At 66.4% G+C, this 17,970-nt stretch carries 12 protein-coding genes; 6 read left to right on the top strand and 6 right to left on the bottom strand.

The features are described from left to right. Nucleotides 1–2,169, bottom strand: a complete 2,169-nt coding sequence (locus MZV50_RS25610) for an alginate lyase family protein (protein WP_252632167.1) — start codon at nt 2,167–2,169, stop codon at nt 1–3. Nucleotides 2,170–2,174: 5 nt separating this feature from the next. Beyond that, a complete protein-coding gene (locus MZV50_RS25605) occupies nt 2,175–4,361 on the bottom strand; it encodes a polysaccharide lyase 6 family protein (RefSeq protein WP_252632166.1) in 2,187 nt (728 codons plus the stop codon). A gap of 75 nt (nt 4,362–4,436) precedes the next feature. Here MZV50_RS25605 and MZV50_RS25600 point away from each other — a divergent pair, with 75 nt between their 5' ends. From MZV50_RS25600 to MZV50_RS25585, 4 genes are all read left to right on the top strand, one after another. Continuing rightward, complete coding sequence (locus tag MZV50_RS25600; protein WP_252632165.1) at nt 4,437–4,670, top strand: hypothetical protein; 234 nt, start codon at nt 4,437–4,439, stop codon at nt 4,668–4,670. Nucleotides 4,671–4,741: 71 nt separating this feature from the next. Further along, complete coding sequence (locus MZV50_RS25595) at nt 4,742–8,080, top strand: TonB-dependent receptor domain-containing protein (protein WP_252632164.1); 3,339 nt, start codon at nt 4,742–4,744, stop codon at nt 8,078–8,080. Between the two features lie 136 nt (nt 8,081–8,216). Beyond that, complete coding sequence (locus tag MZV50_RS25590) at nt 8,217–8,954, top strand: FadR/GntR family transcriptional regulator (RefSeq protein ID WP_252632163.1); 738 nt, start codon at nt 8,217–8,219, stop codon at nt 8,952–8,954. A gap of 57 nt (nt 8,955–9,011) precedes the next feature. Then, nucleotides 9,012–10,535, top strand: a complete 1,524-nt coding sequence (locus tag MZV50_RS25585) for a hypothetical protein (RefSeq protein ID WP_252632161.1) — start codon at nt 9,012–9,014, stop codon at nt 10,533–10,535. Between the two features lie 238 nt (nt 10,536–10,773). Here MZV50_RS25585 and MZV50_RS25580 read toward each other — a convergent pair whose 3' ends face one another. Continuing rightward, entirely contained in the window at nt 10,774–11,775 is a 1,002-nt protein-coding gene (locus MZV50_RS25580) for a HEPN domain-containing protein (RefSeq protein WP_252632160.1), read from the bottom strand. A gap of 299 nt (nt 11,776–12,074) precedes the next feature. Here MZV50_RS25580 and MZV50_RS25575 point away from each other — a divergent pair, with 299 nt between their 5' ends. After that, nucleotides 12,075–13,376: a hypothetical protein gene (locus MZV50_RS25575; RefSeq protein WP_252632158.1), complete on the top strand. Its 1,302-nt coding sequence runs from the start codon at nt 12,075–12,077 to the stop codon at nt 13,374–13,376. An 89-nt stretch (nt 13,377–13,465) separates the two neighbouring features. After that, complete coding sequence (locus MZV50_RS25570; protein ID WP_252632156.1) at nt 13,466–13,753, top strand: hypothetical protein; 288 nt, start codon at nt 13,466–13,468, stop codon at nt 13,751–13,753. Here MZV50_RS25570 and MZV50_RS25565 read toward each other — a convergent pair. The 3 genes from MZV50_RS25565 to MZV50_RS25555 all read right to left on the bottom strand — a co-directional run bounded on the left by MZV50_RS25565 (nt 13,750) and on the right by MZV50_RS25555 (nt 17,950). Further along, nucleotides 13,750–14,394, bottom strand: a complete 645-nt coding sequence (locus MZV50_RS25565; RefSeq protein WP_252632155.1) for a hypothetical protein — start codon at nt 14,392–14,394, stop codon at nt 13,750–13,752. The two genes, MZV50_RS25570 and MZV50_RS25565, sit on opposite strands and share 4 nt — an antisense overlap. Nucleotides 14,395–14,524: 130 nt before the next feature. After that, nucleotides 14,525–16,726, bottom strand: coding sequence for a 3-hydroxyacyl-CoA dehydrogenase NAD-binding domain-containing protein (locus tag MZV50_RS25560; RefSeq protein WP_252632154.1), 2,202 nt, complete (start codon nt 16,724–16,726; stop codon nt 14,525–14,527). A gap of 18 nt (nt 16,727–16,744) precedes the next feature. Next, nucleotides 16,745–17,950, bottom strand: a complete 1,206-nt coding sequence (locus MZV50_RS25555; protein WP_252632153.1) for an acetyl-CoA C-acetyltransferase — start codon at nt 17,948–17,950, stop codon at nt 16,745–16,747. Nucleotides 17,951–17,970: the final 20 nt, after the last annotated feature.

Here is a 17,970-nt window from a genome sequence, read left to right as displayed (position 1 = left end):
TCATTGTGCGAGGCTCGCGAGGCCGGAGAACCCGGTCCAGGCGTAAACGCCGCCGGGCGTCTTCACCTGGTGGCGCTTGGCGGGATCTGAATCCCAGGCGACGCCGATCGCCAGGCTCTTGCCGGAGTTCAGGCGGATGAAGACGAGGTCCGCGCCGTTCTCCGACACACGCTCGACGGCCTTCACGGACGAGATGGTGTCGCGGGCGTATTCCTCGGCGGCGCTATAGGCGCCGTGCGGCTCCAGCACCCCGGCCAGCGTGAAGCTGTCCTTGTCGTCGCCCCGCAGGATGAAGGCGCGCTCGTTGCGGAGATTGTAGTCGGGGTCGTCGGCGCCCAGTTCGGTCAGGACCACCTGGTCGACGTCGCCGGAGGCGAAGACATAGTCGTAGAACCGGCCCTGGTTGAACCAGGAGACGCGCGCCCCGTCCTTCACCGGCGCGCGGCCGCGATCCCACAGGTGCTGATAGCCGTCGGCCTTGCCCAGCGGCTTCAGCTCACTGGTCCCGCCCTGGAACTTCAGGCCGGAGTCGACGATCTGGCCTTCATAGTGCAGCGGCAGGTCGAAGCGATGCCTGCCGCCGCCCTCGCCGCGCACTAGGTCCAGCACGATCGGACGCCCGACCTCGGGCCGGTCGATCAGCGCCATGGCGCGGCGATAGCGCACGCCCGGCCAGGCGTCGTCGATGCTGGCGGCGGTCATCTGGACACCGTCCTTGGCGTCGAAGGCCAGGATCGTGGGCCAATGCTTCTCGCCAGTGTCGGTGTTGGCGCCGAACTGGCTCTTCTCGTCGACCACCAGGGTGTTGTGGGCGACCGTCTGCTGGGCCCAGCTGTCGTTCTCGGGCAGGTAGCGGCCGCCGGCCTTGGCCTCGACGTTCAGGAACCGCGCCGCGCCATAGTCGGTCACGACCTCGCGGCCCGCGTCGTAGAACTGCCAGGACAGCTTGTCGAAATGGCCGTGGCCCATGCCCTGGGACGTGGCCTTGAACACCAGCGCCTGGTCCTTGGCCTTGGGGCCCGACCGCAGGATGACCAGCGCGCCCTTGTCGCCCTTGGCCCCGTCGCGCAATTCCATCGAAGCGAACGGGAAGGGCTTGGCCTCGCCGCGCGCGACGGCGGCGGCGACCTCGCGACCTTCGGGGCTCAGTACCACCGAGCCCTGCTGGATGACGATCGACAGCAAGGCGGGATCGTGGGTTGCGGCGTAGGTCACCGCCACGCCGTGGACCAGCTCCGGGGTGTCGAGCCCCTTGTCCTTGATGGCGTCGTTGATCGGGAACAGCAGGCCGCCATAGCTCTGCTGGATGGTGGCATAAACGGCCTTGCGCAGCACGCCGTCGCGATAGTCGAGGATCTTGCGCGACGGGTCGTGGCGCTGGATCGACTGGGCCAGCAGCAAGAACGGCGACAGGGCGTAGCGTTGGTAGTACGGCCCTTCGGCGTAGTAGCCGTCGGGCGAGAACAGCTCTTCCAGCTGCTTGTAGAAGCCGGACTTGCCCGAGCCGTCCAGGCCGTACAACGCCTGCTTGACCAGGCCCTGGTCGCCGATCGCGTAGCCGGTCATGCCGACCGCCGCCAGCGCCCAGGTGCCGTGGTTGTGGATGCTGTCGAAGGTCTTGGGCGAGCCGGTCGACAGGAACGCCGCCATCGGCCGGAACACACCGGCCTCGATGGTCGCGCGATCGGCGGCCGGAATGGCGTCCATGACCGCCTCGTAGCCCTGGATGGAATTCACCAGCCAGACGCTGTCGTTCAGCACCTGCCAGAACAGCCTGCCCGGAACCTGGTTGGCGCGCTTGGGGTGCAATGGCAGGGACGGATAGAGCTTGGCGTAGTCCAGCAGCACGCGCCGCACCAGCTCGGCATAGGCCTTGTCGCCGGTCTGCCGGTACAGCATCCCCGCCTCGTAGATCAGGCGGTAGTTGTCCTTGTGCCGCTCGTGGGTGTAGCCGCCGCCGGCGTCGGCCGGGACCGGCACGTCGATGGTCTTGCGCAGCTGCGGATCCACGAAGGCCTTGCTCTTGGCCAGGGTGGCGGCGAACAAGGGCGGCGCTTGAACAGCCGCGCCGACCGCTCGCTTGGGCGGCGTGGGCGTAGCGGCTTGAGCCGCTCCCGCCAGGGCCAGGACCGCAAGGCCCGCGCAGAACTTCGCTTTAAGCTGGGACATCTGACCTACTTGCGCTGATCGACGATCTCGAGCGCCGCGCCGGTGTTGCCGGCCTCGCTGAGATCGGGCTTGCCGACGTGGACGGTGACGCGAGCCGGCGCCGCGCGTTCGAAGAGGTTGCCGTCGAGTTTCACGACCTGGACGCCGTCCAGTCGCATCGATGGATGGCCGGGCGCGACGTCGCGAAACGTCGAGCCCTTGACCCAGACCCGTGGGCCGAAAGTGCTCTCGTCCGTCCCGCCTCGCAGAAGATCGAGCACGGGCCCGCCAAGGCGCGTGAACTGGCTGCCGGTGATGTCAACGCGCTCAGCGCCGTAGAGGCCCAAACCGCCGGCTTCGCCGGCGAGGTCCAGCACCACCCCGCCGATGTCGGTGAAGCGCGAGCCACGGATCGTCACATGGTCGGCGAAGGTTCCCTTCTCGCCCCTTAGGACGGCGAACGCCCCGCGGCCCAGATGCGAGACCTCGGTGTCGAGCAGCTCGACGGCGTAGTTGCTCAAGGGAGCGCTAGAACTCACGCGGACCACGGCGTTGCCGACCGCGTCCGGCGCCCTGGCGCCCGACAGGCGCAGGCCCTGCAGCTTCAGGGCTCCCTCGCCGGCCAGGCTGAACAAGGTCGCATGATCGAATGCCACGACCGGTTGGGTGCCCGTCGCGGCGCGAAAGGTCAGGGGCTGGCGGACTTCGACGACGCGTCCCTCGGCATAGTCGCCGGCCGCCAGTTCGATGATGTCGCCGGCCTTGGCCCTGACGGCGGCGGCCGACAGCTGGTCCTGGCCCGGCTTGATCTTCAGGACGCGGCCGCTGTCGAAGGCCACGGCCTGGTCGCCCTTCGGATACCAGGCCACGCCTGTCTCCTCGCGGGCCAGCAGCTTGACCGGCGCCTGAAGGCCTAGGGCTTGGCGCGCGGCGGCGTCCGGATAGACGCGACCGTCCGGCAGGGTCTGGCGACCGATCGCCTTGGCCTCGAAGCCCGAGGCGTCGGTCGGCGGCGCGACGCCGTCGACCGTGTTGCCGACAAAGGCAAGGCCGTCGATCGGCGCCTCGGCCTTGAAGATCGCCTCGTCGCCCGCGCCGAGGAAGACGTTGCCCGACAGCGTGCTCCGGGCCGGCGGCAAGGTGCGCTCCTGGTCCGCGCCGGCGCCAAACAGCACCTGCTTCACGTCGACGAAGACGTTCTTCTCGATGCGGGCGTCCAGCACCTGGTTGTAGCGGTTGAGCGGCGAGTTGGGGACGCCGTTCATCATCACCAGGGCCGCGGTGAAGCCATCGCCCCGCAGGCCATGGAAGTAGTTGTTGCGCACCGTCTGGCCGGCGTTGATCACCCGCACGCCGCCGGTATGGGCCAGGCCGCCGCCCAGGAAGACATTGTCCTCGACCAGGTTGCCGTCGCCATGGCGCAGCACCAGCGAGCCTTGCGAGCGGACGAAGACGTTGCGGCGATAGATGTTGCCGCCGGACTTGTTCGAGACGATCTCGACCTCGCCACTGCAGCCTTCGAAATAGTTGTCCTCGACCACGGTCAGGGAGCGGGTGCGCGAGAATTGGCTGGTCCCGACCCGGATCGTCTCGCCGCCATTGGACCCCAGCGGGGGGCGCGGGCCGAAATAGTTGTGGTCGATGTGGTGATGGTTCTGCTGGCTTTCGACCGAGCTCAGCACCACGGCCAGGGTCACGCCGTTGTTCAGCTTGCCCTGCAGGTGGTTGTGGTCGAAGCGGTTGTTCTGGCCGTAGAGGCCGACCCAGTAGTCTTCGGCGGCGCGATCGGGCTTGTTGAACCCGTCGATCACCGTCTCGGTGACGCGGGAGTCGAAGGCCAGCGCCTGGTTGTCCTTGCGGAACGCGATAACCTCGGACGATGGACTGAAGCCGTCCTTGAAGGTCAGACCCGAGACGACCAGATGCCGGCCGGCGATGCGCAGGTTGGACTTGCCGGAGATCACCACCTTGCCAGGGGTCTGAGCCCGCAGGGTGATCGGCTCGGCGGCCGTCCCCTCGCCGGTAAACATTATCTCGAAGTTGCGCCAGACGCCGTTCGCCAGCACCACCGAGTCGCCGGGGATGGAAGCCCTCACCGCCGCCTCGAAGGCTTCCGGCGTGCGGACCAGGCGCTCGGCCGCATAGGCGTGAACCGAGCCGGCCAAGGTGCCTAGACCCATCACGGCGGCAAGGCTCGAGCGCAGGTTTCTCAATTGATGTCCTCCCCGCTCGAAGCTGTGACCGCTTCCTGTGCCCGCCAAACCCGCGCCGCGCGACGTGCGCGTCGGATGACAAAGACACGTCAGTCCGACCATTTGAGCGACAAGCTGTCAACCAATTTGTCGACCAATTTTCAAGCGGAAACAAACCGCAACGTGGAAGATGAGGATTTTCCGCAGGTGCGCGCTGGACCAATTATGCGCCAAACATTGCCGAACCAAGCCTTTAGGCCGCAGGAAGGCCAGGCCTTGCTAGGCCCTGATCGGGGAGCGCTTTGGGAAAACGGCGTGATGGGGAGTTGACATTCGTTTTCAAGCGGTCAACCAAATAGGTAAGCCAAATATAGAAAATTGGTATCCGGGGAGGATGAACTATGGACACCCATCCACGGCGCGCCGGTGTGCGCGCCATGCTGCTGGCATCGACGTGCCTAGTCATCGGCTCGGGCTTTAGCCAGGCCTTCGCGCAGGAAGCGCCGGCGGCGCAGGGTCCTAACGCAGCCAAGGACACCCAGGAAGTCGAGGCCGTCGTCGTCACCGGCTACCGCGCCTCGCTGCAAAGCGCGCTGAATATCAAACGGCAGTCGGACGTCATGATCGACGCCATCAACGCTGAGGACATCGCCGACTTCCCCGACGCCAATCTCGCCGAGTCGCTGCAGCGCATCCCCGGCATCTCGATCGATCGCGACAACGGTGAAGGCCGCACCATCACCGTCCGCGGGTTGGGCGGCGATTTCACCCGCGTGCGCATCAACAATCTCGAGGCGCTGTCGACGGCGGGCACCAACGACACCAACTCCACCGCGATCAATTCCACCCGGACGTTCGACTTCAACGTCTTCGCCTCGGAGCTCTTCAACAGCCTGAAGGTGCGCAAGACCGCCTCGGCCGAGACCGACGAGGGCTCGCTGGGGGCCACGGTCGACCTGCAGACGGGCCGTCCGTTCGACTACCGCAAGGATCGCTACGCGCTCTCGGTCGAGGACGCCTACTACCAGAACGGCAAGCACCACAATCCGCGCCTGGCAGGCCTGTTCTCCAAGCGCTTCGCCAACGACAAGATGGGCTTCCTGGCCTCGGCGGCCTATTCGGAGAAGGACTCCGAAACCGACCAGTACCGCCGCCAGATCGTGACGGGCGAATATGTCTATCGCTCGGCCACCTGGGCGACGCTGGAAAACCCGCGCCGCGCCGGCTTCTCGGCGCCGGTCGGCACGCTGTTCACCAACCGCATCTCCAATCCGACGGCCACGAACCCTGGCACGGTGTCGGGCACGGCCGCCATCACCAACCCGGCCTATATCGACGCGGTGACCGGTTCGGACCCGGCCGCCTACGCCCTGCTCCACCCGTCGCTGGACGGCTCGCAGATCATCTTCCCCGCCCTGGCCGGCCCAGAGCAGCAGGACCTGCATCAGAAGCGCCTGGGCCTCACCGCGTCCTACCAGTGGGACATCTCTTCCCGGACGCGCCTCACCATCGACGGGCTGCATTCAAACCAGAAGAGCACCTCGACGCTGAACCAGCTGCTGCCGTTCGGCCTGAACCGCAACAACACCAACGCGACTTACGCCACGGCCAACGCGGCGACCGCGCTGGCCTCCAAGCGCGGCCTCTATCCGGGCACCTGCACCTACACGGCCGGGGGGCCCTTCGCCTCGCCGATCGATTGCGGACAGGCGACTTATGGCGGCGCGCTCGTCGCCGGCACGAGCTTCTCGTACAATCCCAACAATCTCGACGTTTACGACTACTACAATTCGCCCGTTTCGCGCGGCTATGTCCCCTCGGCGGACGGTCTGGCCATGCGCGCCCAGCAGATCGGCCGCCCGGCGACAGACGTGCTGGCCGCCCATGTCACCAACGGCGTCGCCGACTACCTGCAGCTGCGGAACCTGGACTGGGCCGCCCGCGCCGACCAGGGCAGCTACAACACCAATTTCGACCAGGTTTCGTTCAACCTGACCCACGAGTTCAGCGACCGCTTCAGGGCCGACTTCACCTACGGCCTGTCGCGCTCGAAGCTCAACTCCTATGGCAAGATGGCCGAGTGGGGTCAGTTCGATCAGCCGGCCACCTTCACCTATGACGAGCGTGGCGGCGGCGACATGCCGCTGTTCGACGCCGGCTTCAACGCCGCCGATCCGAACCAGTGGACGATCCTCAAGGGGGTCTCGTTCCTGCGCTACCACAAGAAGGTCGTCGAAAACCGCTACAACTCTTGGAAAGCCGACTTCACCTGGGAGCTCAATGACAACCTGACCCTGAAGTTCGGCGGCACCCAGCGCGACTACCGTTTCTCGACCTCGCAGACCGAGCGCCAGAACGTCCAGATCAATCCGACAGAAAAGGAAGCGGGCGTCTCGATCGCCAGCCTGGGCAAGGTCATCGATTTCGGCCAGGGCCTGGACGTGCCCGCCGGCACGACGACGTCGTGGTTCGGCCCCGACATCCAGAAGTTCGACGACCTGTTCGGCTTCACCTGCGAGTGCATCAACAAGTGGGGCGACTGGCGCCTGACCCAGTTCCGTCAGCAGGGGCGTGAGACCTTCGCCGTGCGCGAGCAGACCGAAGGCGCCTACGGCCAGGTCAACTTCAACTATGACTTCTTTGGCGGCTGGAACACCTTCGGCAACATCGGCGTGCGCTACGCCAAGACCGACGTGGACTCGACGGGCCGCTCGACCGGCGGGCGCACCGTCCAGGGTGGGAATTCCTATTCGGACGTCCTGCCGTCGTTCAACATCGCCATCCGCCCGCGCGACAACCTCTACTTCCGGTTCGGCGCGGCCCAGACCATGTCGCGTCCGACCCTGCAGCAACTGGCGCCGACCATGACCCAGCTGACGATCCCCGAGGGCGGGATGACCTCCGGCGCCACCCTGACCATCGGCAATCCGAAGCTGTCGCCGTTCCGCGCCAACAACTTCGACGCCGCGGTGGAGTGGTACTACGCCGAGGGCGGGCTGATCTCCGTGGCGCTGTTCAAGAAGAAGATCGGCTCCTATCCGCAGACGGTGCGCTTCGCCGCGCCGCTGTCGACCTTCCTCGACGCCGAGGGGCTCGCCAGCCTGATCGAGCAGTTTGGCGCCAACAGCGACCAGGCCGCCTATATCCGCGGCGACTACGACGCGACCGCGCGCCAGTTCCGCGACGCTCCCGGCGGGGAACTGAAGGGTTGGGAGGTCAACTACCAGCAGGCCTTCACCTTCCTGCCCGGGCTGCTGAAGAACACGGGCATCCAGCTCAACGCCACCCACATCCAGTCCGAGCTCACCTACATCCTGGATCCCGGCACCGACACGACGCCCGCGACCCTGGGCAAGGCCCCGTGGCTGGGCGCGTCGCCCAACGCGGTCAACCTGACGCTCTATTACGAGGACAAGCGCATCAACACACGGGTCTCCCTGGCCCAGCGCGACGGCTACTACACCACCTACCCGCTGGTGGCCGGCGCCTGCGCGCCTGGCGTCGTCGGCGGCGTGGCGTGCGACACGCCGCTGATCAACGACTTCGGCGGATCCAAGGACACGCTGAACGTCGACTTCGCGTTCAGCTACAAGCTGTCGGACCAGGCGTCCTTCTCGATCGAGGGCTTAAACATGACCAACCAAGCGACCAGCCGGTACTACTACGCCGACAATCCGGTGGCGGCGCTCTACGGCTCGCCGGGACGGCAGTTCACGGTCGGTTTCCGTTTCAAGCACTAAGCTCTGGCCTATCAGGGGTATACCGCTTTGGTTCACCCCTGATAGAACCTTCCAATGTCCCATCAGCCGGAGTTGGGAACGCCGAGTCGTCTGAAGGCGACCCGGACGAGCGGCAGCGGAGCATCGGCGGATGACCATGGATAGGCGTTATAAAGAGGTCGCGAAGCAGATCATCGAGCTCATCGAGTCCGGTGAGTTCGCGCCTGGCAGCCGACTGCCTGGCGAGCGCGAGCTGGCCGAACGGTTGGGCGTGTCGCGCGTCACCGTGCGGGAGGCCGAGATCGCCCTCGAGGCGCAGGGCTACATCGCCGTCAAGACCGGCTCGGGTGTCTATGTCCGCCCCCGCAGGCCGGCCGACCTGTCGCCCCTGACCGAAGTCGACGCCTTCGAGCTGACGACGGTCCGCGCGGTCGTCGAGGCGGAGTCGGCGGCGCTGGCGGCGCTGAACATGCCCTCGGAGTCCCTGGTGCTGCTGGAAGAGACCATGCGGGTGATGGCGGGCAACGACGAGGCGGCCGAAGAGGCCGACGAGCGCTTCCATCTCCTGATTGCCGAGAACAGCGGCAGCCCGATCATCGAGCATTTCGTGCGCACCCTCTGGCGGATGCGCAACGAGGCCCCGCGGGTCGTCCAGGTCTATAGCAACGTCTGCAAGAGCGGGTTCGAGGACAGGATCGAGGAGCATCGGGCAGTGTACGACGCCATCCGCAACCGCGATCCCAACGCTGCGCGGCTGGCGATGCGCGAACACTTCAGCCGCCTGTTCGAAGCCATGCTGGCGGCCGAGGAGACCGAGGCCATCGTCCAACTGCGCCGCAAGGCGCTGCAGCACCGCGACCGCTTCAAGCTCTCGGTGCAGCACGGCGCCGCCTGACGCGGGCCACACGAGACTGGGCGGACGAAGCCCAGCCGACGATATCGAGGAAACGGCATGAAACGCTTTGTCCCTCTGGCCCTGGCCGGAACCCTTTGCTGCGGCCCGGCCCTGGCCGAAGCGCCCCGCTTCACCAATCTCTTCGGCGATCACGCGGTCCTGCAGAGGGGCCAGCCCGTCCGGCTCGGCGGCCGGGCCGATCCCGGCGCCGCTTTGAGCGTCCAGATCGCCGGCCAGAGCCTGGCGACGACCACCGATGCGAACGGCCGGTGGGCGGTGACGACCAGGCCGATGGACGCCGGCGGCCCCTACACGCTGTCCGTGTCCGACGGCCGCGCGCGCACCGTGCTCAGCGACGTCATGGTCGGCGAGGTGTGGTTCTGCTCCGGCCAGTCGAACATGGGCCTCAAGCTGCAGGATGCGACCAACGGCGGCAACGAGGTCCGGGACTCCGAGAACCCGCTGCTGCGGTTCACCGATGTCGGGCGGGATGTCGCCCCGCGCCCGCTCGACGAGGCCAAGGCCGTCAGCGGCTGGACCCTGGCGGCGCCGGCGAGCGTCGGCACGGCCTCGGCCGCCTGCTACTTCATGGCCAAGGCGCTGCAGGCCCATTTCGGCGTGACGGTCGGCTTCATCACGTCGACCTGGGGCGGCACCCAGACCCAGGCCTGGATCGGCGAGGCCGGGCTGCACCCCCTCAACACCTATGACGACGCGCTGGATCGGCTGGACCTCTACGCCAGGGACCCGCAGGCCGGCGAGGCGCGGCAGGCGCGCTATTTCGACGCCTGGTGGACGGCCCACGAGCCGGACGCCAAGACCAAGGCCGCCTGGGCCCGGCCCGATTTCGACGACGCCGGCTGGAATCCGGTCCACCCGAACAGGGTCTGGGAGCGCATTGGCGACCCCCAACTCGCCAGCTTCAACGGCGCGGTCTGGTATCGCACCGCCTTCACCCTGACCAAGGCCCAGGCGGACGGCGCGACGCGCATCGCCTTGGGCCTGATCGACGACAGCGACACCATAGCTCCAGCTGATCATCGCAAGACTGTGCTGGTCGACGCCTTCTCCGAGTCGCTGAAGCGGATCGGCGGGTACAGGTACGTCGCCGAGAAAACCGTCTTCCGGCCGACTATGGATCGACCGCTCTACAGTCTGGTGTTCGGGACGCGCAATCCGCCAGGGCTGGAGGTGTTCCGTAACAGCCAGATCAAGGCTCTGCGAAAACAGGAGGAAGCCAGGGGCGTGGCCAAGCTCAACGCCGCCGTGGCGTCCTCGAAACAGGGTGAAATGTGGGACTCGCTAAGCGGCCTTGCGCCCGATCCGACCGTGGCGTTTCTGAGCAGCGAAGAACAGGCTGCGAAGTTGGCGCTCCTCGCGGCCATTCCACAGACGCCGGGCACAGCGCCCTGGCGCGCCGTCTGGCCCGAGGTCATGGAACGGCACGTGGTGAGCCGAGCGACGATCAACCAGCTCGCCAACGTCATGCGCAAACAAGGCGTCCTGGCGTTTGATCGCTGGGGCCCCAAACAGCGATCGCCCGACGACGACAATCGTGTCAGCCGGTCTCTGAAGTTATGAAGCTCCAACGTCAGCGTCGTCCTGCTTGGCCAGCCTCTCCATGGCGCGGTCAAGGTTTCGTCGGACCGATCCGAACGCGCCGCCACTGCGTCCGGCGTGTCTGAGCGCGCGACGCGAGTTGTTCGGACAGCAGATGCGAATTGGAACCTCACCCTAACGCGTCACATCAACACGTCAGGAAGCGGCCTTTCCCAACGTCGGCGATGAGTCAGGTCGGGTCGCTTATGATCGGGGACTACTACCCGTCGGCGGCCGCGTGCAGTTCCCGTAAACGAGCTTCGCAGAGCTCTTTCACCAGGCCCTGGAGCATCTCGACCCGCGCCTGGATCCACGCCAGCTCTTCGGCGGTGATCTTGTAGTGCGGCGAGTAGCGCGCCTTCACATAGGCCGCGCGTAGCAACTCGAAACAGCGCCTGTGGAACTTGCTGTCGGTCGGCCAGGCTTCGGCCAAGCGCGGGTCAAGTGGTTCGGCCAAGCCGCGCAGGCGCACGAGATTGTGGGACTTGGGCGCATAGAGCGTCAGCACCAACAGCAGGCAGTAATAGAGGCGCTCGACGGCCTGATGTAATTCGAAGGCGGACTTCTTAGACCATCGTTCACCACGGTCAATGTGCTCGCGCCCGGTCGTAAGGAATTGGTCGGCGCTTTCGAACCACTCCTCGTAGTACTCGCTCCCTTCCTTTAACGCTTGCTCAGCCGACAATGGCGCAGGCTCCACAAGTTCGCAGTCCGACTCCTCGAACAGCACGACGCCATCTCGAACGATGTCGGTGAAGAAGTACCGTCCTCGCCGCAACTGCTCGTTCACGTCCTCCAGGTCATGGACGATGAAGTTGACCGGCGTGCGCAGCCGCTGACCTGCCGAAAGCTCGTCGAGCAGGCGCTTCTCTGCTGCTTCCCAGAACTCGAGCGGATCGGCGAGCTTCTCCTGGTCGACAACGACCAGCAGGTCGTAGTCCGAGAAGTAGCGCCCGACCGGATCTTCGACCCAGTCGCCGCGCGCGTACGATCCAAACAGAATGATCTTGAGGATCTTGCCTTGGCCGAGCGAGCCAGATCGTTTGGCCACCTCCTCGGCAAAGCTCTCCTGCAGCACCTCGACCACGAAGGCGAGCTCGCGCTGCTTGCCGGCCGGCAAATGATCGGTGGTGTTGGCCATGTTCGCTGTCTCGCCCGCCGCCCGGCGCATGGCAAGCGCCTCCTCGGCGCGCGCGGCGCGGTGATGCTCAGGCTTGGCCATCCTTCACTCACTCAGGCAGAAACAATACCAAAACAGAGTCTACACGTTGTGGTTGGGTGGCGCCACTTCTCCCTGTATCTCCAGTAGTCGATCCATGCGGAACGGCGACGATGTTCGTGGCGGCTCTCTCCATGCTGTCTCTCGTTCCCTTTTTGTTCTTGACCCTGGGAACAGCATTCGCTAAAAAGATTTCACTGCCGATCGTATGACCGTCGGCACACGGACCTCGAGGCGCCCCGCGCCCCGGGGTTTTTTTGTGCCCGTACGTCGGCGGCCCCCTCGAAAACTGGAGATATTCAATGGTCGCAACCGTCGACACCTATCGCTTTGCCGGCGACCCGGACGACACCGCCGCGTTCGGCCGGGCGCTCGCGGGCAACAATCTGGTCCAGCTCCTGGACCGCCAATACGTGATCACCGACACCGTCGTCGTCGGCACGAACAAGCAGCTGCTGGGCAGCGGTCGCGGCGCCACCGTGGTGCGGATGGACACGGCCTCCAAGCCTGCCTTCCAGATCGCGGCCAATGCCGAAAACGTCGCCATCCAGGACTTCACGATCACCCGGGACTGGACCAATCCCGGTCTGGCCACGGGCACGAAGGGCGATGGCATCCAATGCGCCGGCGCGAGCGAAGGCGTGACGATCGCCCGCATGCAGCTCAGCCACCACTACCGGTCGTTCTATGGCCGCAACACCAACGGCGGCCTGCTGAAGGACGTCGCCTCGCAGCATGTAAAGGCCAGCGGCTTCGAGCTCGAATACGACACGAACATCGCGGCGCCGATGCAATGGTCGATGGACAATGTGGGTTCGATCTTCGCGTCGGGCTACGGCTTCTACGTCCACTCGAACGCCTACAACCCTGGGACCGGCAGCGTTTCGGCCGGGATCTCGCTGGGCACCTATACGAACCTGACCACCTTCGCCAACACGCTGGGCGGCCTGCGCGGCGACGTTCCCAGCAACATGTCGCTGTACAGCGTGCGCATCGTCGGCGGCTTCTTCGGCGAGGACGGCGGGTCCTGCATCGACGTCAACGGCGGCCAGTTCGGCAACAACCACCTGATCGCGCCGACCTTCGTGGAGCTGGCCGGGCAGGGTTACTCCGGCGCCTACAAGAACCGGGCGGGCGTGCTGGTGCCCGGTGGCGTGACGCGCAAGACCGGCTTCAACGCCGGGGATTCGGTCAGCAACAACCCGGCCACCGGCGCGGGCGTCAAGGTGGCCAACGCCCGGAACGTCCTGGTGCGACCGGGCTATATCAACGGCTGTCTGGGTGACGGCGTCTGGGCCGACAACGTGATCCGCATCGACATCGACGGCGGTCAGGTCTCGAACAATGGCCTGAGCAACCCGAACGCCGGTTCGACCGCGGCCGACCACAAGAACTCGATCTACCTGACCTCGTGTTCGGGTCAGAAGGTCAGCAATGTCCGTGGCGTGAACGAGACCGGCACCCAGCTCTACGGCGTGGTCTGGAGCGGCAACGACATCGTCCTTTCGGGCAATGACATGCGGACCAACGCCACGCCGTTCTCGGGTCCGGCGACCTCGCTGCCCAACGGTGTTTCGGCGGGCAACCTGCCCTCGAACCCGTAGGCTTGGCGGCCCGCGCCTCGGCGCGGGCCGTTCGTTCGGAACCGTCGCTGCGACCCGTCGTTCCCCAGCCAGGAACAGGAGGTCCGGCCATGGTCGACAATGAAAAGGCGCTGGAAGAGGTCATGACCTTCCTGGACGCCCCGCCCGAACCCGGCAGCGCCGACGATGAGCGGTTCGGCGAGCGACTGCGGCAGGTGATCGCCGCCTCGATCCCGCTGGACGAAGGTGAGGACGCCGAGGACGCTCCGACCTTGCAGCTGGACGATGCGTTCCGTAGCCGCCTGGAGAAGGTGGCCAAGGATCGGGGCGGAAACTATTTCGGCGACCATCCGAACGGCATCGGCCCGACGCTGGGCATGGACGTTTCCAAGTCCTAGTCGTCCCAACCCTTGCGCTTCTTCTTCTTGCCCAGGGCGAAGATGCCCGGATAAGGGCCCTTGCCGACGCGGTACAGGCACCACTCGTCGTCCTTGGCGCAGTCGCCGTCAAAGAAGGCCTTCTTATCCGGATCGATGGCCGCGTACATCGGCGCGGTGCGTGAGCGCTGGCCGTCGGCCTCGGCGCAGGCGGCCTTCTGGTCGCGGTTCAGACCCGCCGTCTTCTCGTGCCGGCACCCCAGGCTCTCGCGCAGGCTGTCACGCGTCTGGTCGCTCTGCTCGACCAGCTTGCGGGCGGTGAAGCCAGGTGGCGCGACGATGGCCTGCGGGCCTGCGGGCTTAACGACCGGCGGGACCGGAATGGTGGCGGGCGGCGGCGAGGACGGGGCGATGCTGGGGCGGACGTGGATCGGCTCGGGCGGCGACGCCCGCGGTGTGTCGACCGAGGGCGAAGGCGCGTCCAGCAGTTCGGCCTCGATGATTGGCGGCTCGACCAATCTGGGCATCCAATGCGCGCCCGAGATCAGGCCCAGGATCACCAGGACGTGGGCGAGCAAGGCCAGCGCCAGGATCGCGAGTTTGCGCCGCAGATCCCGCCGTGAGGGTCTTCGCCAGGTTCCGATGGCGATCGCCGTGCTCATGGTCTCTCCAGGCGCTGCGGCGCCGGATGTAAATAGGCGGACGATGCGGCGCGAGCGTGGCCGTGGGTGACAACAAAAAGGCCCGGCGTCACCGCCGGGCCTTTCCGTGTTTCAGCGATGAAGGCTGGCTTTAGGCCGCCGCCTTCGCCTTGACGCCGAAGCGGCCGTAGAAGGTCTCGCCCTTTTCGGCCATCTCGCGCAGCAGGGCCGGCGGCGCGAAGCGCTTGCCGTACTGCTGGGCCAGACGATCGCAGGTTTCGACGAAGGCCTTGGCGCCGACGCCGTCGATCAGGCTGATCGGGCCGCCGGTCCAGGGCGCGAAGCCCCAGCCCAGGATGGCGCCGACATCGGCCTCGCGCGGGTCGGTGATGACGCCTTCCTCGAAGCAGCGGGCGGCTTCGACGGCCTGGCGATACAGCAGCCGGGTGCGGATCTCCTGGATCAGCGCCTGGTCGGCGTCGGCGATCTTTACCGGAGCGAGGTCCGAGAGGCCCTTCCACAGGGTCTTGGGCCCATTCTCCGGATAGTCATAGAAGCCCTTGCCGTTCTTGCGGCCGAAGCGCTGCAGCTCGACCACCATCTTCTCGATGATCGGGGCGAAGGGACGGTCCTCGAACTTGTCGCCGAGGTCCTTCTTGGTCTGCTGGGTGACCTTGTAGCCAAGGTCCAGGGCGACGTCGTCGTTCATCTCCAGCGGGCCGCGCGGCATGCCGGTGGCGCGGCCGACATTGTCGATGATGGCCGGGGCGATGCCGTCAGCCAGCATCTCCAGGCCTTCCTGCACGAAGGTGCCGAAGCAGCGGCTGGTGTAGAAGCCGCGGCTGTCGTTGACGACGATCGGGGTCTTCTTGATCTTCAGGACGTAGTCGATCGACTTGGCCAGGGCTTCCGGCGAAGTCTCCGCGCCCATGATGATCTCGACCAGGCCCATCTTGTCGACCGGCGAGAAGAAGTGGATGCCGATGAAGTTCTTCGGACGCACCGAGGCCTTGGCCAGGCCGGTGATCGGCAGGGTCGAGGTGTTGGAGCCGAAGATCGCGTCCTCGGCCAGTTGGGCTTCGGCGAGCTTGGTCACCGAGGCCTTGACCTCGCGGTTCTCGAACACGGCCTCGATGACGAGGTCGCTGCCCTTGACCTGGTCGTAGTCGGCGGTCGGGTGGATGAGGGCCAGGATGGCCTCGCCCTTCTCGGCCGTCAGCTTGCCGCGCGAGACGGCCTTCTTGACCAGGCCCTCGGCGTAGCCCTTGCCCTTGTCGGCGGCTTCCTGGCTTTGGTCGATCAGGACGGTCTCGATGCCGGCCATGGCTTGGACATAGGCGATGCCCGCGCCCATCATGCCCGCGCCCAGAACGGCGACCTTCTTGGCTTCCGACGGCGGCACGTTGGCCGGACGGCCCGAGCCCTTGCCCAGTTCCTGCAGGCTGAGGAACAGGGTGCGGATCATGCCCTTGGCCTGGGGCGACATCATCGTCTTCAGGAAGTAGCGCGTCTCGATGCGGATGGCCGCGTCGAACGGCACCTGCAGGCCTTCATAGACCGCCTTCAAGATGTTCAGCTGGGCCGGGTAGTTGCCATAGGTCTGCTTGCGCAGCATGGCGTTGCCCATGATGAAGACCTGGCTGCCCGTCGGGGTGTAGGGACCGCCGCCCGGGAGCTTGAAGTCCTTCTTGTCCCACAGGGCGACCGGGTCGCCCTTGGTCTTCACCCAGGTCTTGGCGGCTTCGACCACCTGGTCGGCGGGGACGACCTCGTGCACGACCTTGTTGGCCAGGGCCTCGGCCGGCTTCATCGACTTGCCTTCCAGCAGGTACGGCGCGGCGGCCATCACACCCATCAGGCGCGGCAGGCGCTGGGTGCCGCCGGCGCCCGGCAGCAGGCCGACCTTGGCTTCCGGCAAGGCGAGCTGGATCTTCGGATTGTCGGCGACCACGCGATAGTGGCAGGCCAGGGTGATCTCCAGACCGCCGCCCATGGCCAGGCCGTTGATCGCGGCGGCCACCGGCTTGCCGCAGGTCTCCAGCGCGCGGAACGCCTTGTTCAGGGCGAAGCCGGCGTCGAAGGCCGCCTTCAGGCCCGCTTCGCCCCCGGCCGCGCCGCCGGCGAGACCGCCGCTGCCGCCCAGTTCGCCCAGGTCGGCGCCGGCGCAGAAGCCGGTCGTCTTGCCCGAGGTGATGACCGCGCCCTTGATGGCCGCGTCCGACTTGATGGTCTCGACCACCTCGCCGATTTCCTTGATGACCGAAGCGGTCAGGGTGTTCATCGAGCGGCCGGGCACGTCGAAGGTGACCAGGGCCACGCCGTCGGAATCGACCTCGATCTTGAAGTTTTCCATGGTGTTAGCTCCTAGGTCCTAGACGCGTTCGATGACGGTGGCGGTGCCCATGCCGGCGCCGACGCACAGGGTGATCAGGGCGGTTTCCTTGTCCGAGCGTTCCAGCTCGTCGACCATGGTGCCCAGGATCATCGCGCCAGTGGCGCCCAGCGGGTGGCCCATGGCGATGGCGCCGCCGTTCACGTTCATCTTGTCGTGCGGGATATCCAGCGCCTGCATCATGCGCAGGACCACGGCGGCGAAGGCTTCGTTCAGCTCGTAGAGGTCGATGTCCTTGACCTCCATGCCCAGCTTCTTGAGCAGCTTCTCGGTGACCAGCGAGGGACCGGTCAGCATGATCGAGGGCTCCGAGCCGATCGAGGCGGCGCCTTTGATGCGGGCGCGAGCCTTCAGGCCGAGAGCCTCGCCCATTTCCTTGGTGCCGATCAGCACGCCGGCGGCGCCGTCGACGATGCCCGAGCTGTTGCCGGCATGGTGGACGTGGTTGACCTTCTCCACCTGCGGGTAGCGCTGGGTGACGACGGCGTCGAAGGCCATCTCGCCCATGCCGGTGAACGACGGGTTCAGCGAGGCCAGGGTCTGCATGGTGGTCGAGCCGCGCACGGTCTCGTCATGATCCAGGATGGTCAGGCCCAGTTGGTCCTTCACGCCCACGACCGACTTCTTGAAGCGGCCCTCGGCCCAGGCGGCCGCCGCGCGCTTCTGGCTCTCGACGGCGTAGGCGTCGACGTCGTCGCGGCTGAAGCCGTACAGGGAGGCGATCAGGTCGGCCGAGACGCCCTGCGGGGCGAAATAGGTCTTGAAGGCCGAGGACGGATCGGTCGGCCAGGCGCCGCCGTCGCTGCCCATCGGTACGCGGCTCATGCTCTCGACGCCGCCGCCAATGGCCAGGTTGGCCTCGCCCGAAGCGACCTTGGCCGCGGCCATGTTCACGGCTTCCAGGCCCGAGGCGCAGAAGCGGTTGATCTGCACGCCGGCGACGCTCTCGGCGTAGTCGGCGGTCAGCACGGCGGTGCGGGCGATGTCGCTGCCCTGTTCGCCCACCGGGGCGACGCAGCCCAGGACGACGTCGTCGACGTGCTTGGTGTCCAGGTTGTTGCGGTCGCGGATGGCTTCCAGGACCTGGGTGGCCAGGGACAGGGCGGTGATCTCGTGCAGCGAGCCGTCCTTCTTGCCCTTGCCGCGCGGCGTGCGCACGGCGTCGAAGATGTAAGCGTCAGCCATGGAATGGCTCCTTCCTGCGA

Origin of the sequence: Caulobacter segnis (assembly GCF_023935105.1) — a bacterium.
Lineage (GTDB): Bacteria > Pseudomonadota > Alphaproteobacteria > Caulobacterales > Caulobacteraceae > Caulobacter > Caulobacter segnis_B.
Note: the sequence above shows the minus strand (reverse complement) of the source record. Positions and strands in the feature narration are given on the sequence as shown.

What these genes read in the sequence shown, in the direction of transcription:
- MZV50_RS25610 (WP_252632167.1), bottom strand. Translation starts at nt 2,169, where the DNA reads ATGTCCCAGCTTAAAGCGAAGTTCTGCGCGGGCCTTGCGGTCCTGGCC.
- MZV50_RS25600 (WP_252632165.1), top strand. Translation starts at nt 4,437, where the DNA reads ATGACAAAGACACGTCAGTCCGACCATTTGAGCGACAAGCTGTCAACC.
- MZV50_RS25595 (WP_252632164.1), top strand. Translation starts at nt 4,742, where the DNA reads ATGGACACCCATCCACGGCGCGCCGGTGTGCGCGCCATGCTGCTGGCA.
- MZV50_RS25590 (WP_252632163.1), top strand. Translation starts at nt 8,217, where the DNA reads ATGGATAGGCGTTATAAAGAGGTCGCGAAGCAGATCATCGAGCTCATC.
- MZV50_RS25585 (WP_252632161.1), top strand. Translation starts at nt 9,012, where the DNA reads ATGAAACGCTTTGTCCCTCTGGCCCTGGCCGGAACCCTTTGCTGCGGC.
- MZV50_RS25580 (WP_252632160.1), bottom strand. Translation starts at nt 11,775, where the DNA reads ATGGCCAAGCCTGAGCATCACCGCGCCGCGCGCGCCGAGGAGGCGCTT.
- MZV50_RS25575 (WP_252632158.1), top strand. Translation starts at nt 12,075, where the DNA reads ATGGTCGCAACCGTCGACACCTATCGCTTTGCCGGCGACCCGGACGAC.
- MZV50_RS25570 (WP_252632156.1), top strand. Translation starts at nt 13,466, where the DNA reads ATGGTCGACAATGAAAAGGCGCTGGAAGAGGTCATGACCTTCCTGGAC.
- MZV50_RS25565 (WP_252632155.1), bottom strand. Translation starts at nt 14,394, where the DNA reads ATGAGCACGGCGATCGCCATCGGAACCTGGCGAAGACCCTCACGGCGG.
- MZV50_RS25560 (WP_252632154.1), bottom strand. Translation starts at nt 16,726, where the DNA reads ATGGAAAACTTCAAGATCGAGGTCGATTCCGACGGCGTGGCCCTGGTC.
- MZV50_RS25555 (WP_252632153.1), bottom strand. Translation starts at nt 17,950, where the DNA reads ATGGCTGACGCTTACATCTTCGACGCCGTGCGCACGCCGCGCGGCAAG.